The 15,431-nt window shown below is 62.5% G+C and carries 14 protein-coding genes; 6 read left to right on the top strand and 8 right to left on the bottom strand.

Translation table 11 applies throughout. From position 1 onward, the window contains the following. Positions 1 to 83: 83 nt before the first annotated feature. On the bottom strand, positions 84 to 2,021 hold the full coding sequence (locus FIV38_RS19525; protein ID WP_092235533.1) for a bifunctional 5-dehydro-2-deoxygluconokinase/5-dehydro-2-deoxyphosphogluconate aldolase: 1,938 nt from the start codon (positions 2,019 to 2,021) through the stop codon (positions 84 to 86). 241 nt (positions 2,022 to 2,262) lie between these two features. On the opposite strand from FIV38_RS19525, the gene FIV38_RS19520 reads away from it, so the two are divergent. Continuing rightward, positions 2,263 to 3,168 (top strand): MurR/RpiR family transcriptional regulator, encoded by a 906-nt coding sequence (locus tag FIV38_RS19520; protein ID WP_029293072.1) that lies wholly within the window; start codon positions 2,263 to 2,265, stop codon positions 3,166 to 3,168. Between the two features lie 144 nt (positions 3,169 to 3,312). Here FIV38_RS19520 and FIV38_RS19515 read toward each other — a convergent pair whose 3' ends face one another. After that, positions 3,313 to 4,200, bottom strand: a complete 888-nt coding sequence (locus FIV38_RS19515) for a hypothetical protein (protein ID WP_092235530.1) — start codon at positions 4,198 to 4,200, stop codon at positions 3,313 to 3,315. Positions 4,201 to 4,595: 395 nt separating this feature from the next. On the opposite strand from FIV38_RS19515, the gene FIV38_RS19505 reads away from it, so the two are divergent. Next, positions 4,596 to 5,279 carry a response regulator transcription factor gene (locus FIV38_RS19505; protein ID WP_092235523.1) on the top strand — a complete coding sequence of 228 codons (684 nt, stop codon included), beginning with the start codon at positions 4,596 to 4,598 and terminating at the stop codon, positions 5,277 to 5,279. Then, a complete protein-coding gene (locus FIV38_RS19500) occupies positions 5,257 to 6,645 on the top strand; it encodes a sensor histidine kinase (RefSeq protein ID WP_092235519.1) in 1,389 nt (462 codons plus the stop codon). Before FIV38_RS19505 ends, FIV38_RS19500 begins: the two co-directional genes overlap by 23 nt. A gap of 155 nt (positions 6,646 to 6,800) precedes the next feature. Here the strand turns inward: FIV38_RS19500 and FIV38_RS19495 are convergent, their stop codons facing one another. The 4 genes from FIV38_RS19495 to FIV38_RS19480 all read right to left on the bottom strand — a co-directional run bounded on the left by FIV38_RS19495 (position 6,801) and on the right by FIV38_RS19480 (position 8,500). Beyond that, positions 6,801 to 7,217 (bottom strand): SRPBCC family protein, encoded by a 417-nt coding sequence (locus FIV38_RS19495; RefSeq protein ID WP_029293080.1) that lies wholly within the window; start codon positions 7,215 to 7,217, stop codon positions 6,801 to 6,803. 70 nt (positions 7,218 to 7,287) lie between these two features. Further along, entirely contained in the window at positions 7,288 to 7,458 is a 171-nt protein-coding gene (locus FIV38_RS19490; RefSeq protein ID WP_029293082.1) for a metallothionein, read from the bottom strand. A gap of 90 nt (positions 7,459 to 7,548) precedes the next feature. Then, positions 7,549 to 8,004 (bottom strand): DMT family transporter, encoded by a 456-nt coding sequence (locus FIV38_RS19485; RefSeq protein WP_092235516.1) that lies wholly within the window; start codon positions 8,002 to 8,004, stop codon positions 7,549 to 7,551. Positions 8,005 to 8,008: 4 nt separating this feature from the next. After that, positions 8,009 to 8,500 (bottom strand): DMT family transporter, encoded by a 492-nt coding sequence (locus tag FIV38_RS19480; protein WP_208602578.1) that lies wholly within the window; start codon positions 8,498 to 8,500, stop codon positions 8,009 to 8,011. Between the two features lie 116 nt (positions 8,501 to 8,616). Between FIV38_RS19480 and FIV38_RS19475 the strand changes: the two genes are divergently transcribed. Continuing rightward, positions 8,617 to 9,549, top strand: coding sequence for a LysR family transcriptional regulator (locus tag FIV38_RS19475; protein WP_092237392.1), 933 nt, complete (start codon positions 8,617 to 8,619; stop codon positions 9,547 to 9,549). 1 nt (position 9,550) lies between these two features. Here the strand turns inward: FIV38_RS19475 and FIV38_RS19470 are convergent, their stop codons facing one another. Together FIV38_RS19470 and FIV38_RS19465 are read right to left on the bottom strand one after the other, a co-directional pair. After that, the gene (locus tag FIV38_RS19470) at positions 9,551 to 10,870 is read right to left on the bottom strand and encodes an Nramp family divalent metal transporter (protein WP_092235513.1); all 1,320 of its coding nucleotides are present in this window, start codon (positions 10,868 to 10,870) and stop codon (positions 9,551 to 9,553) included. Between the two features lie 102 nt (positions 10,871 to 10,972). Then, complete coding sequence (locus tag FIV38_RS19465) at positions 10,973 to 12,547, bottom strand: DUF726 domain-containing protein (RefSeq protein WP_092235510.1); 1,575 nt, start codon at positions 12,545 to 12,547, stop codon at positions 10,973 to 10,975. Between the two features lie 195 nt (positions 12,548 to 12,742). Between FIV38_RS19465 and FIV38_RS19460 the strand changes: the two genes are divergently transcribed. Together FIV38_RS19460 and FIV38_RS19455 are read left to right on the top strand one after the other, a co-directional pair. After that, a complete protein-coding gene (locus FIV38_RS19460) occupies positions 12,743 to 14,551 on the top strand; it encodes a monovalent cation:proton antiporter-2 (CPA2) family protein (RefSeq protein WP_070995227.1) in 1,809 nt (602 codons plus the stop codon). A 73-nt stretch (positions 14,552 to 14,624) separates the two neighbouring features. Then, positions 14,625 to 15,209 (top strand): DcrB/PsbP domain-containing protein, encoded by a 585-nt coding sequence (locus FIV38_RS19455; RefSeq protein WP_092235507.1) that lies wholly within the window; start codon positions 14,625 to 14,627, stop codon positions 15,207 to 15,209. Positions 15,210 to 15,431 lie beyond the last annotated feature (222 nt).

Here is a 15,431-nt window from a genome sequence, read left to right as displayed (position 1 = left end):
GCACCTTTTATTGTTTTAACCTTGAGGCTGCTGAAATCTGCTTCTGTGGGAGCTGGCTTGCCTGCGCCTACAGTTGAGCGTGTTTAAGTTCTCGCGCTGCGCCAGGCCTGGATCAGTTGTTCGAAGGTCTGCTGCACCTGCTGGATCAGCGTTTCGTCGTCAATTTCACCCGCCATCCATGCCCTGCTCGGCTCCTGGAAGATCGTCCGGCCCACGGCAAACCCACGGCAGGTCCGGCTCTGGCTGGCCTGCTGGAAGCCCTCGGCCAAAGAATCTGCCGGGGCATTGAGGCCCAGCAATACCACGCCCCGGCAATAGGGATCGCGCTCCTCGATCAGCTCATCGAGCTTGCGCCACTGCTCGGCCGTCTGCGCCTCGATCTTCCACCACGCCGGGTAGATGCCCAGGTTGTACAAACGCTTGAGGCTGCGATAGAGCACATCCGGGTAGGTCGAGGGATGATCCTTGGGTGGCACCACTTCCAACAGCAGTTCATGGCCACTGGTTTGCGCCGCTTGATACAGGGCCTTGAGTTGCGCTTCCTGCTCCAGGCGCAGCAGCGGCTCGTCGTCGGGGTGAAACTGCACCAGGCACTTGATGATTTGCTCCTGGGGCCAGGCGATCAGGTTGCTGCCGATCGAGCGGCCGTGCTCGAACGCCAGCGGCCGCGAGCCCTGGACCTCCACCGGGCGCGCGACCCACCAGCCACGGCCGGTGGCGGCGTTCAGCGCATCCTGGCCAAAACGCTGGTCGGCCAAAATGCCCACATCGGCCTCGACGCCCTGCTCGCGCAGCTTGCCCTCCACGCGTTCGACCGCCTGGATAAACAGCTGCTTGATCGCAGCGATCCGCGCCGGGTCCTGGCCGCCTTTTTGCGCCAGCTCCAGCAGTTGCCAGCGATGATCGAAGGCGAACACAAACAGCTGCTTCCAGGCTTTGCGCGGCACACTGACCTGATGCAGGCGCTGCAACACCGGGTCCTGGTCCGGCCGGGTGATCGGCACCGGGCTGCTGAACAGGTACTCAAGCTCGGCCGGGGTCGGCATCGCCGGCGCGCAGGCATGGCGTGACACCACCAACCCACCGCAGGCATTGGCCAGTTGGCAGCAGCGCGCGTCATCGGCGTCGTTCAACCAGCCGCTGAGAAAGCCCGCCATAAACGCATCGCCGGCACCCAGCACGTTAAGCACTTCGACCCGCACACCGGGGTAGATCGCGCCGTCTTCCAGGCGCGCCGGGATGGCCCCATGGATCACCGTGCAGCCTTGCGGGCCGAGCTTGACCACCAGCGTGGCGGTCGTCAGTTGACGCACGGTGCGCAAGGCGCTGAGCAGGTCTTGGCTGGCGCCGGCAATCAGGAACTCTTCCTCGGTGCCGACAATCAGGTCAAAGCGCGGCAGGATGCCTTGCAGGTGCTGGCTGACGTTCTGGTCGGCAACAAAACGCGTCTCGCCGTCAGCCTTGCCCGCCAGGCCCCAGAGCACCGGGCGGTAGTCGATATCCAGCACGCGCTTGACGCCGTGCCGCTCGGCGTAGTCCAGGGCCTGGAGGCTGGCCTGGTACACGCCATCGGTAGAAAAATGGGTGCCGGTGATCAACAGCGCCTTGCTGCTGGCAATCAAGGGTTCGCGGATATCCGCGGCGCACAGGGCCATGTCGGCGCAGTTTTCGCGGTAGAACACCAGGGGGAAGGTTTCGCGGTCCTTGAGGCCCAGCAGGACCATGGCCGTCAGGCGCTGCGGGTCGACGGTGATACCGCTGACATCGCAGCCCTCACGCACCAACGACTCCACCAGGAAGCGCCCCATATGATCGTCGCCGACCCGGCTCAACATCGCCGACTTGAGCCCCAACCGCGCGGTGCCAAAGGCGATGTTGGCGGAAGAACCCCCCAGGTATTTGGCGAAACTGGTGACATCTTCCAGCCGCGCCCCGACTTGCTGCGCATACAGATCGACGCCCAGGCGCCCAAGACAAATCAGATCCAATTGACGCCCACTGGCAAAACGAGTCTGGCCCATGCTGGCTCCTGTTATTTTTATCAGCCCGCGCCGGCCATCGTGATGGCGACGCTCTTGGTGGATGCAGACTAGGACGTCCCACGCCATCAATCAATATTTATTCCATAAATATTTTATGTGGAATATATATTCCATTAAGATATTTTTTGCCGCCTTCCCTGTAGACTTGCGCCCATCGACCTATTGTCAGGGGCAAGGTGCCGCTCACCTGCCCTGTAAGAACAAGCCAAAAGGATTGCCCATGTCCCGCACCGATCAGCAGGCTCCCACCGAGACGCTCGCCAGCCCTCCGATCAATGCCGAGCGTCTGTTGCAGCTGATCACCGATGAATACGAAAGCCTGCCCCGCCAGCTCAAGCGCATCGCCAGCTACATGAGCCAGCAGAGCGATCGGATCATGGTCGATCGCATCAGCGATATCGCCCGGGAATGCGAAGTCCACCCATCGGCCATCGTGCGCTTTTCCCAGCGCTTTGGTTTCAGCGGTTTCAGTGAAATGCAGGCGCTGTTTCGCGAGGCGTATACCCACAAGACCACGCCGGTGCAGAACTACCAGCAGCGCATTCGCAGCATGATCGCCAACAAGTCGCAGAAAGCCAGCGCCGGCGATCTGGCCCGTGAATGCGTGAATGCCACGCTGTCTGGTATCGAGCGCCTGGGCCTGGAGTTGGACGACGCCGCCTTCGAGAAAGCCGTGGACCTGGTGGTCAACGCCGACAATATCTACGTGGTCGGGGTGCGCCGGTCTTTTGCAGTGGCCGACTACCTGGTCTACAACCTGCAGCACACCAACAAGCGCATCCACCTGGTCTCGGGGCTGGGCGGCAGCTACCGCGAACAGATGCGCAGCGTGCGTGCCAATGACCTGGTGATCGCCATCAGCTTCACCCCCTACGGCAAGGAAACCCAGCACTGCCTGCGCATCGCCCAGCATCACCAGGCCAAGACGCTGATCATCACCGACAGCAACCTGTCACCGCTGGCCAAGCGTGCCAACACGGTGTTGCTGGTCAATGAAGGGTCGTCGTTTGCGTTCCGCTCGCTGAGTGCCACGCTGTGCCTGTGCCAGGCGCTGTTTATTGCCGTGGCGTACCGGCTGGAGCTGAAGGTCGATGAGATTCACGAGCAGGTGGGGTTTGACGATTAAAAAAAGGGCCGCCCCTGCAATGCAGGAGCGGCCTTGATCAAGCACCTCAGTGGATCAGTGCATAAAGATCGCGATCAGGATAATGACCGGGATAGGCACACCGAGGAACCACAGCAGTAATGAGCGCATGACGTTCTCCTTTAATTAACGAATGGTTTCCAGGTACACCACGGCATCCCGGCGGCGACCGCCGAAGGTTGCGGCGAAGCTGGCAAAGAAGGCACCGAGCAACAGCGCGACGAAGGTCCACAACGAGGTCACGGCGGCGATCTTGCTGGCGGTATCGGCGGCCTGCTTGGCCTTCAACTTGGCATCTTCCAGGGCTTTGCGGGCATCACCGTAGACCTGGTCGACACGCCGTTCGGCATCGGCCTGGCTGAGGTTGGTGCGCTGGCTGATCAACTGCGCCAGGTAGGCACGGTCTTGCGGGGCCAGTTGGCCATCGTTGCCCAGGGTGCGGGCGAAGATCCGCGCCACCACGCCATGCACTGCGTCATCGCTGGCCGCTGCCGGGCGATCATCGCGGAACAGGCTGTCGACGTAATAGCCGAAGTCATCGCCATTGGCCGCGTTGCCGGCAGCCTGGGTCAAGCCGCTGGCGGCGCCCGAGGCCACGCTCGCACCTGCCTGTACACCGCCACCGACAATACTGCTGACCGAGCCGACCACCAGGGTTGCGGTCACCAGCGTGGCCACGGCCCAGGCGAGAAAGCCGTGGGCGGTGTCGCGAAAGTACACCTCATCGCCATGCATATTGGCCCACTTGACCCGCAGCCGGCCGGCGATATAACCGCCCAGCCCCGCCGCGACAATCTGGGTGAAGGCCAGCCAGACAATCGTGGAAATGCCCAGGCCCTTGGCGCTGATGCCGCTGTCGGCCCACGGCGACACCGCCGAAAAGCCCAGGCCGAAGCCCAGCAACACCAGGACCAGGGACAATGCAGCGGCAGCTGCGGCCCCGGCAAAGATCGCCCCCCAGGAAACCCCGGAGAGCGTGCTCGACTCTTGCAAAGTGGATGAGGATGTCATCATTGTTGTTGTGCTCCAGGCATGAAAAATGGTGTTACATCTGTCAAAAGGGACAGTGCAGGCGCCGTGCCAGTAGCCACAAAAATAAAAACCTTTTAATTTCAATGAGATAAGTAAGTTGAACTTCCTAGGATCATGCAACTTGCAAGAACGCCGCGTAAGTGGCGGGCGTTATGCATTCCCAAGCCATCCGCCAACCCCTGTGGGAGCGGGCTTGCTCGCGAAAGCGGTGTATCAGCACCGGGTGCATGTACTGATACACCGCTTTCGCGAGCAAGCCCGCTCCCACCTGTTGACCGAGGTAGCCTTAAGAACTGCCTACATGAATTTTCTTTTAGAAACCTCGCGATCATTTCTTGGCAAAATGCCCCCCATTTCCGTGTGACCAGGTAACCCTTATGACGCGCATTTTGACCATCGAAGACGACGCCGTGACGGCCCGCGAGATCGTCGCCGAGTTGAGCAGTCATGGACTGGACGTGGATTGGGTCGACAACGGCCGCGAGGGCCTGTCGCGGGCGGTGAGTGGCGATTACGACCTGATCACCCTCGACCGCATGCTCCCGGAGCTCGATGGCCTGGCCATCGTCACCACCTTGCGCACCCTCGGGGTGGCGACGCCGATCCTGATGATCAGCGCCCTCTCCGACGTGGATGAGCGGGTGCGCGGGCTGCGCGCCGGGGGCGATGACTACCTGACCAAACCCTTTGCCTCCGACGAGATGGCGGCCCGGGTCGAGGTGCTGCTGCGGCGCAACAATGCGCTCAAGGCCGCGCAAACCGCATTGCGCGTGGCCGACCTGGAGCTGAACCTGATCAGCCGCGAAGCCAGTCGCGCCGACCAGCCACTGAGCCTGCTGCCCACCGAGTACAAATTGCTGGAATTCCTGATGCGCAACACCGGGCAGATCCTCTCGCGGATGATGATCTTCGAGGAAGTCTGGGGCTATCACTTCGACCCGGGCACCAACCTGATCGACGTGCACATTGGCCGCCTGCGCAAGAAAATCGACCCGCCGGGCCTGACGCCGCTGATCCGCACGGTACGAGGTTCGGGCTATGTCATTGCTGAACCCGTCTAACGGCTGGCGCTCCTCCAGCAGCCGCCTGCTGGCCCTGTACAGCTCGCTGTTCGTGGCCTGGAGTTGCATCCTCATGGGGGTGCTCTATTACGAAGTCTCGGGTTACCTGGGCGACCTCTCGCGCCACTCGCTGATGCAACGCCAACACCTGTTCCAGCGCTTCGAGGGCGCGCAACTGGATGAAGCCCTGGCCACCAGCATGACCTTCGATATGAAGGGCATTGACGCCTATGGCCTGTTCGATGGGCAACAACGGCCCCTTAGCGGCCCAATCCAGCAGATCCCGGCAGACTTGCCCCTCGACGGGCACATCCATGCCCTGGCCAACTGCACCGAATCGGACGACCCGAAACTGCCCCGGGGCAGTTGCGATGCGGTGGCGACCCACACCCAGGATGGCCGCTGGCTGGTGCTGGTACGCGATAACGGCTCGTTGCTGGGCGTGACCCGGATCATTCTGCAGGCCCTGCTCTGGGCAATCTCGCTGACCATCATCCCCGGCGTCGCCGGCTGGCACCTGCTACGCCGGCGCCCCTTGCGGCGGATTCGCGGGATCCAGGCCAGCGCCGAAGCCATCGTCGCCGGCGACCTGACCCATCGCCTGCCGCTGTCCAACCGCCGCGACGAACTGGACATGCTGGCGGCCATCGTCAACGCCATGCTTGAGCGCATCGAAAAGCTGATGAACGAGGTCAAGGGCGTATGCGACAACATTGCCCACGACCTGCGCACCCCACTGACCCGCTTGCGTGCGCAGTTGTATCGGATCAAGCAGCAGACCGCCGACGGCTCGCCCCAGGCTTTGCAGCTCGATGAGGTGATCAGCGAGACCGACACGTTGATGGCGCGCTTTCGCGGTTTGCTGCGCATCTCCGAACTGGAAGACCGTCAACGCCGCTCCGGTTTCCAGGTATTCGATCCTTTGCCCTTGCTCCAGGAACTCCATGACTTCTACCTGCCGTTGGCGGAAGAAGGTCAGCTGGAACTGCTGTTGCAAGCCCCCGAAGCATTGCCCTCGGTTACCGGCGACCGGGCGCTGCTGTTCGAGGCCCTGGCCAACCTGCTGAGCAATTCAATCAAGTTCACCCCGCCGGGCGGCGAGGTGCTGCTGCGCGGCATCAATGATGCCGGCAGCACATGCATCGAGGTAATGGACACCGGCCCAGGGATTCCCGAAGCGGAACGGGTGGCCGTGTTCCAGCGTTTCTACCGGGTTGGTGACGGTCAGCAACAGGGCAGCTTTGGCCTGGGCCTGTCGATTGCGGCGGCGATCGTCAACCTGCATGACTTTGGGCTGGAAGTCGGCAGCAGCGAGCGCGGCGGCGCGCGATTGACCCTGCACTGCCGCGCACAAACCCCTCTGTAGAAGCCCTAGCCCCCCCCTGTGGTGAGGGGGCTACACCCCCGTTGGGCTGCGCAGCAGCCCCAATAAGACCGCCGAGGTGTGTCTGTTCATTCGAGGGCGCCGGTTTTGGGGCTGCTGCGCAGCCCAGCGGGGGACGAGCCCCCTCGCCACAGCAATCAGGCCGGGAAGTTTTTGCGCAGCGCCTCAACGCCGCCGGTGTAAACGCCGCTGAACAGCTCTTCAACCTCTGCATCGGTCACACCGGCAATCGGGGTGAACACACCCGACCAGGTGACTTTGGCCGAGTGCTCGCCCAGCGCTTGAACCTGCAATGTCGCCAGATACGCACTGACCGGGAACGGCGACTCACTGATGGTATAGCTGTAGGTACGCGCCACGTTATCAAAGGTCTGCAAATGCTCGACCACCACCGCGCCATCCACGGTTTGCAGGTGGCGCACACGCCCGCCTTCGCCCGGTTCGCTCTTGGCAATCAGCGGCAGCCAATCGGGTAACGAGTTGAACCCGCCAACCAGTTGCCAGACTTGATCGGCCGAGACCGGGATTTCAATGCAAGCAGCTGCTTTGGCCACGATAAAACTCCACGACAGGGGGAAAGTCAGGCAGCTTACGCTGCCTGGCGGTGTTGGCGCTATTGGCCGGTCAGCCGTGGGCCGACTTGGCACACTCGCACCCGGTGGCCGACTCGCACGGCTCACCATGGGCATGATGCTCGGCACAACCCTGGCAGCAATAGCCCTTACCGTCTTTGGTCACAGCGTTCTGCCCCAGTACACATTTGCAATGAGGGCAGGCACAGGTTGGATCTGGCATGATCAGACTCCTTTTTCATGGTCGTCCCGGTGCAGCGAATGCCGGCACCTTAAGCAGTGACTGCCGGCCGACACCCAAGGTTCAGCGCCGTTAATCAGCCTGGCGTGTACTGCTGCGATACATGAACACCAACGCCAATGCCAGGCACAGCATCGCCAACACCCGGCTGGCAGACAGTTCGATGGCCGTGTTGCCCATCCAGCCGAAGTTGTCGATCAGCATGCCCATGGCCAATTGGCCGACGATGACCGCCACCGTCGCCACCGCCGTGCCCACGATGGGTACCGCGCCGACCATCACCATCATGTACACCACGCCGAACAACGCCCCGGTCAATTGCCACTTGGGCACCTCGAGCAGGCTCACCGCCTGGGCCGGTTCGAAGAACAGAATCAACAGGCCGGTCACCAGCGTGCCCACCGAGAACGTCACCAGGCTGCTGCGCAGCACGCCGACGGTTTGCCCCAGGCGCCCATTGATCGCCGCTTGCACACTCAACACCGCGCCTGCGGCAACCACCAGCACCAACAATAGAATCAGATTCATCGCCTTAACCCCGTGCAATCAAAACAAGCGCTATCACAATCAACAGCAGCGCAATCCAGCGTTCGCCATTGACCCGCTTGCGGGCAGTGCCAAACCAGCCGAAGTGGTCGATCAGCACGCTCTTGCCGACCTGGCCGGAGAGGATCGCAATCATGGTCATGGCAATCCCGATATGGGGCGTGGCCAGGGTCAGCACCACCACATACATCGGCCCCAGAAAGCCACCGATCAGTTGCCAGCGCGGCAGTTCATTGAGGGCCGGGCCTTTTTGCGGGCCGCTGAACAGCAGGAGCAGCAGCAGGATTGCCGTGCCCACCCCGAAGATGCTCAAGGTCGCCCATAGGTGCCCCACCTGGACGCCCAACGGGCCCAACAGGCCAGCTTCCACCGACAGGCCCATGCCCGCCAGGATCACCAGCGGTAACAGCAGCAGGCCCAGCCGGTGCTTGGGGCGGGCCGGCGTCTGGGTCGCGGCCTCGAGAGAAGAAGTTTGCATACACCACCTACACGTCAGAGAAGAACAATGGCGCGCATTATCCGGTGGCCCTGCTGTGCGATAAATGGGAGCATGCAGACAACACCTTTGCGCAACACGCACAGAACGGAGTGGCCATGCAGGGCTTCAACGAGTTGAGTTTCAAGGCGCTGCGCCTGTTTGTGGCGGTGCTGGACCACGGCAGCTTCTCCGAAGTCGCACGCCGCGAAGGCCTGGCGCCCTCCTCCATTTCCCGGCAGATCCAGTTGATGGAACAGGCCCTGAGCCAGCAATTGCTCTATCGGCATACCCGTGCGGTCAGCCCCACGGAAGCCGGGCGCTTGCTCGGGCATCATGCGCGCCTGATGCTGCAACAGCTGGAACAGGCCGGGCAGGCCCTGCAAGAACAGGAAAGCGAACCCAGCGGCCTGGTGCGGATCAATGCGCCCATGGTCTTCGGCCAACGGCACCTGTCGCCCTGGCTGGCCGAGTTGTGCCAGCGATACCCCAAGCTGCAACTGGATATCCAGCAGACCGACACCTACGTCGACCCCTTGCAGGAAGGCGCCGACCTGTTGTTCCGAATCGGTGTGCTCAACGACTCCGGGATGCAGGCGCGCATTTTTGCGCCCCAGCGCTACCGCATCGCCGCCAGCCCCGAGTACCTGGCGCGCTGCGGCACGCCGCGCCATCCCGATGAGCTGATCAATCACCAATGCCTGGCGTACAAGGGCGTGAACGGCCAGCAGCGTTGGTACTTTCGCCGCGAACAGGGCGACTGGACGCCCTACACGGTCAAGGGCCCGATCACCGGCAACCACGCCGACACCCTGGCACGCGCTGCCGAACAAGGCCTGGGGTTCGTGGTGTTTCCTTCCTGGCTGATCGGCGACAGCCTGCGCGCCGGGCGCTTGCAGGCGGTCCTGACCGACTACGAAGTGGCAACCACCCTGGAGCCGCAGCAGATTGCCGCCCTGTGGCCCGGCAGCCGGCGGTTGTCGGTGAAGGTCCGCACGGTCATCGACTTTTTTGTCGAACGCTTCGGCAGCGTGCCCTACTGGGACCGCTGAATCAGAACAGCCACTGGCCGATCAACCAGGCGTTGGCGCCACTGATCACGCTGAACAGGCTCCAGACCAGGATCCGGGTGGGCAGGCGATTGACGAACGGCCCCATCAATTGCCGGTCGCCGGTCATGCGGATCAGCGGGTACAAGGCAAAGGGCAACTGCAGGCTGAGGACCACCTGGCTGAGGACCAGCAATTTGCCGATGGCATCGTCGCCCATCAACCACACCCCGAGGAACGCCGGGATCAGCGCCAGGCCACGGGTGATCAGGCGGCGTTGCCAGCAGGGAATCCGCAGGTTGAGGTAGCCCTCCATGATCACCTGGCCGGCGATGGTGCCCGTGAAGGTCGAGCTTTGCCCGGACGCCAGCAAGGCAATGCCGAACAGGATACTGGCAAAGGCACCGCCCACCAGCGGGTCCAGCAGGTGGTAGGCGTCCTGGATTTCTACCACCTCGGTATGGCCGGTCTGGTGGAACGCCGCAGCCGCCAGCACCAGGATCGCCGAGTTGACCAGCAGGGCCAGGGCCAGGGAGCCGATGGTATCGATGCGCGCCAGCTTGACCGCGTCCTGGCGGCTGGCCAGGTCCTTGCCGAACAGGCGGGTTTGCACGATGGACGTGTGCAGGTACAGGTTATGGGGCATCACCGTAGCCCCGAGGATACCGATGGCCAGGTACAGCGGCGCGGCGTCACTGATCGCCGAGAGGGACGGCGTGAAACCGCGCATGACGTCCGGCCAATAAGGCTTGATCAACACCAGTTCGACGAAGAAACACACGCCGATGGTCGCCACCAGCGCCAGCATGATCGCTTCCAGACGCCGGAAGCCACGGTTTTGCAGGGCCAGGATCAGCAGCGTGTCAAAGGCCGTGATGACAATGCCGGTCGTCAGCGAAACCCCCAGCAGCAGGTGAAACGCCAGGGCGCAGCCAAGGACCTCGGCCAGGTCGGTGGCGATGATCGAGATTTCCGCCAGCACCCATTGCGTGCGCGCTGAACGCTGGCTGTAGCGTTCGCGGCACAATTGCGCCAGGTCCTTGCCAGTGGCGATGCCCAGCCGCGAACACAGGCACTGCACCGCCATCCCCGCCAGGCTCGCGAGCAAAACCACGAACAGCAGGTTGTAGCCGTAGCGTGAGCCGGCCTCGATGGCCGTGGCCCAGTTGCCGGGGTCCATGTAGCCGATGGAGATCAGCAGGCCAGGGCCGGCAAACTGCAGCACCCGTTTGAAAAACGACGCGCGCGGATCAACGGGGATGGTGCCCGCCACTTCCGGAGGGCAGAACGGGGCAGTGGCAATTTTCGGCAGGCTGAATTTCACGTTGGGTACCAGACAAATATATGGGTATCGGTGTTACCGGTGGCGAGGGGGCTTGTCCCCCGCTGGGCTGCGCAGCAGCCCCAAAACCTGCTATCCCGGTATCTAGGTGAGGCTTACTGGGGCTGCTGCGCAGCCCAACGGGGGACAAGCCACCTCGCCACGGAGATCAAGCGCCTCGACTACCTGCGCTACCAGATCCATTTCCTGATTCAGCGCCTCACGTTCCATACGCTGGCGAATCACCCCCAGCACCAATACCGCCAGGGTGGTGATGGAATACGCCGGCCCGGAAAACGCCCGCACCCCGCTCACCAGCAGCATAGCCGCCGCCAGCGCCTGCCCCACCACCGGAATCGCCGTGGCCGCACCTCGGCGCAGGATAAACCCGGTCAGCCCGGCCAACGCCGTGCCGCTCAAGGCAGTGGTGGCCGAACGGCCGACATCGAATCGGTTGAAAAAGCCCTGCTCCTTTTGCGCCGCCGCCCGGAGTTCGGCCTCGAACACCGCGCGGTCGGCCAGGCTGAGTTTGTCCTTGTACTGCTCGATCAGGGTCTCGGCGACCCGCTCTTCCAGGCTCACCAGGGCCACACTGTCGAGGGGCTGGTCAAACTTGAGCCCAACGCGCAGGGCCACGTCCTGGGCCAATTGGCGATAACTCACCCCATGCCCACGGGCCAGGTTCATAAAGCTGTCACCGCCCATGCGCTGCAACTCGATGGCCAGTTGCAATGGGTCGCGCACCTGGGCATCGATGGTCGCGCTGCGCTTGGCGGCCATCAACTCGGCGAGAAACTGCAGTTCTGGCGCCCGTGCCTGACGCAGCACCGGCAACAGGTCCACGTCTTCCTCGGCAAAACGCACCTCGGCACTGCGCTGGTCCGCACGGATCATGCCGCGGCGTTCGTGCAGCAAGTCGGTGTACTGCACCACGGTCTTCAACTGCGGCCAGTAGGCAGCGTGGTCGAAGGTGACCAGATGCACATTGGTCACTTTGCCCTTGAGAGATGGCGTCAGGGGGATGGCGTAACGGCCAATGCAGCGCTCGGCATCCGGTTTGAGTGCCAGGGCCCAGTCCTTGCTGGAATGGCAGTTGATCACCCGCCCCTTGAGCGGCGCCGACACCTGTTCCCAGGGGCTGGACGTGCAAATCGCGCCGCCCATCAACAACAGGTGATTGAGCGGCAGCTCCCGGGCCAGTTCCGGGTTGGCCAGCAGGCTCTTGACCAGCAGGCGAGCGCCCAGGGAATGGCCGATCAGGTTGATCTGGCGCACGTCGATCGACTCGGCGTGCAGGTAGTTGGCCAGTTCCTCCAACAGCGTCCTGGCCACTTCGTCCACCCGCGCCTCGACACTTTTGTAGTGATCGAGAAAATAGCCCACCGCCTTGCCCAGGCCCACGGTGGCCGCACCCAGGGTGCCGCCGCCGAGCATCGAGGTGATGATGTCCTTGAAGGGCGCGAACAGGTTTTCCAGGAAATGCCCGGCGGGCCAGAACAGCATCAGGTTGGTCGAGCCCTCGATCCCCGCCAGTTGCGCCTGGAAACTGGCCAACTGTTGCTGGTTGAAAAACGCAGAATAGCCATGGACATAGAGATTGAGCACCTGCCCCTGGGGCTCGCCGCACAGCACGAACGAAGGCTTGCGGGTGCGGTGCATTTCATCCCACTGGTGTTGCATGAGGCGCTGGCTCCTGGTGACGACGGAGGGAGATAGTAGCAAGAACCCGCCCTGCATGGATGGCGATAGACAGCAATCTACTGATGACAGAGCCACTCGCGTGGCCAAGGTTTTAGTAAAAATTCAGATTCAAAAACGCCAAACCGCGTTCTAATAGCGCCCTGTCGATTCGCCTCAAAGATCCTGGAGTAAGCGATGCCCCATGAAGGCAACCTGTTACAAGCGGCCGTGGTGTTCCTGTTGGCCGCGGTGCTCACCGTGCCCCTGGCCAAGCACCTGAAATTGGGTGCGGTGCTGGGCTATCTGTTCGCCGGTGTGATTATCGGCCCCTCGGTACTGGGCCTGGTGGGCAACCCGCAAAGCGTCGCGCAGTTCTCCGAACTGGGGGTGGTGTTGTTGCTGTTCATCATCGGCCTGGAACTGTCGCCCAAACGCCTGTGGGTGATGCGCAAGGCGGTGTTTGGCGTGGGTCTGGCGCAAGTGTTGTTGACTGCCATGGTGATGGGCGCAGTGGCGCTCTGGGCGTTTGGCCAGTCGTGGAACAGCGCGATTGTGCTGGGCCTGGGGCTGGCGCTGTCCTCCACGGCCTTCGGCCTGCAAAGCCTGGCCGAACGCAAGGAGCTGAACAGCCCCCACGGACGCCTGGCCTTTGCGATCCTGCTGTTCCAGGACATCGCGGCAATCCCGCTGATCGCTATGGTGCCGCTGCTGGCCGGCAGTGACCACACCACCACCGCCGCCCAGGACCTGAACCACGGTTTGCAGGTATTGGGCAGCATCGCCGTGGTGATCATCGGCGGTCGCTATTTGCTGCGCCCGGTGTTTCGCATCGTCGCCAAGACCGGTCTGCGCGAAGTGTCCACCGCCACCGCGCTGCTGGTGGTGATCGGCACCGCCTGGCTGATGGAGTTGGTGGGCGTGTCCATGGCCCTCGGCGCATTCCTCGCCGGCCTGCTGCTGGCCGACTCGGAATACCGCCACGAGCTGGAGTCGCAAATCGAGCCGTTCAAAGGCCTGTTACTGGGGCTGTTCTTTATCAGCGTGGGCATGGGCGCCAATATCGGCCTGTTGTTCAGCACGCCCTTTGTGGTGCTGGGGCTGACCCTGCTGCTGATCGCTATCAAGTTGCCGCTGCTGTACGCGGTCGGGCAGATGGTCGGCGAACTCAACCGCGAGAGCGCAGTGCGTCTGGGTGTGGTGCTGGCGGCCGGTGGTGAGTTTGCCTTCGTGGTGTTCAAGATCGGCCGCGACCAGGGCCTGTTCGCTCCGCATCTGTACGACGTGTTAGTGCTGACCATCACCCTGTCGATGGCCCTCACCCCGCTGCTGTTGCTGCTGTGCCCCAAGCTGTTTCGACCCAAGACCAAACCGGTGGAAGTGCCAGAAGAGTACCGCGCCATCGAGAGCGACGCGCCACGGGTGGTGATCGCGGGCATGGGCCGTATGGGGCAGATCGTGGCGCGGATCCTGCGGGCGCAGAACATTTCGTTTATCGCCCTCGACACCTCAGTGGAAACCATCGAGCTGACCCGCAGTTTCGGCGGCATGCCGGTGTTTTACGGTGATCCCCAGCGCCCGGAAATCCTGCATGCCGCGAAGGTCGACCAGGCCGAGTACTTTGTGATCGCGATGGATGATCCGGAAATCAACATCAAGACCGCCGAACTGGTGCGCAACCTCTACCCGCACATGAAAATCATCGCCCGTGCCCGCAACCGTCAGCACGTGCATCGCCTGGTGGACCTGGACGCGTCACCGGTGCGTGAAACCTTCTATTCCAGCCTGGAAATGAGCCGCCGCACCCTGGTCGGCCTGGGACTGAGCGAGACCCAGGCCGATGCGCGGATCAACCGCTTCAAGCACCACGACCTGCAACTGCTGACCGCCCAGCACGCGGTGTATGACGATGCGGCCAAGGTGATGCAGTCGGCCCAGGAGTCCCGTGCGGAGTTGGCCCGTTTGTTTGAAATGGACCGCCTTGAGGAAGAGTCCGGGAAGGTCTGAGGATGGATCAGAACGAAGTTGCGAATTTTCTGACAGAATATGACGCAATTTCGTTCATCCATTGGAAGACCTCATGCTCAGCCTCAGCAAAACCGCAGCCCGCCTGGCCCTGGCGCTGACCGTCAGCCTGGGCGCCAGCCCGCTGTTCGCGGCCGCCAAGCCGGCCCCGGTGCCGCCGGATGAATTCCAGATCGTCTCGACCCTGGACGGCAAGTTCACCTTCACCCTGCCCAAGGGCTACGTCGCCGAGGCCTTGCCCGCCGGCGTACAAGCCCAAGGCACTGCGGGCGCCAACAGCACGATGTATATCAACAAGGCGTCAAAAAGCGTGGTGGTCGTGGCCCAGACCCTGCGCAACGATGGCATCGACCTGAAGGACGACGAACCGCTGTTTCTCGATAGCGCGGTTAAAGGTTTCCTCAAGGAGATAGGCACCAGCCTGCCGGACTACAAGAAACTGGCGCAGAAGAAACTGCTGGTCAAGGGCGTGGGTCTGCGCCAGGTTGATGGCACCGCCAGCATGGGCGGCGGCAAGACCTTGAACTCGATGTTTCTAGCGGGTTCTGGCAACCGGTTGCTGGTGATCCAGGCCATCTCCCGGGCTGAAGATGTGACGGGGCATGAGTTGCTGGTCAGGCAGATTACCAGCGGCAAATAACCCCGCCAGGTCAAACAACAAACATCCAATGTGGGAGCGGGCTTGCTCGCGAAAGCGGTGTGTCAGTCAGTAGATGTATTGACTGACACACCGCTTTCGCGAGCAAGCCCGCTTGTATGTTTAGACTTGAAGGGGTGGGCGGCGACTAAAAGCCCGATTCCGACTCTAGCCAGTACGGACCGTGGGAGACTTCTCGTCCCGCCCTTTCTACCCTAAGCGCCG

The organism is Pseudomonas proteolytica, assembly GCF_007858275.1.
Classification (GTDB): Bacteria; Pseudomonadota; Gammaproteobacteria; order Pseudomonadales; family Pseudomonadaceae; genus Aquipseudomonas; species Aquipseudomonas proteolytica.
This window is presented reverse-complemented; position numbering and strand designations above follow the sequence as displayed.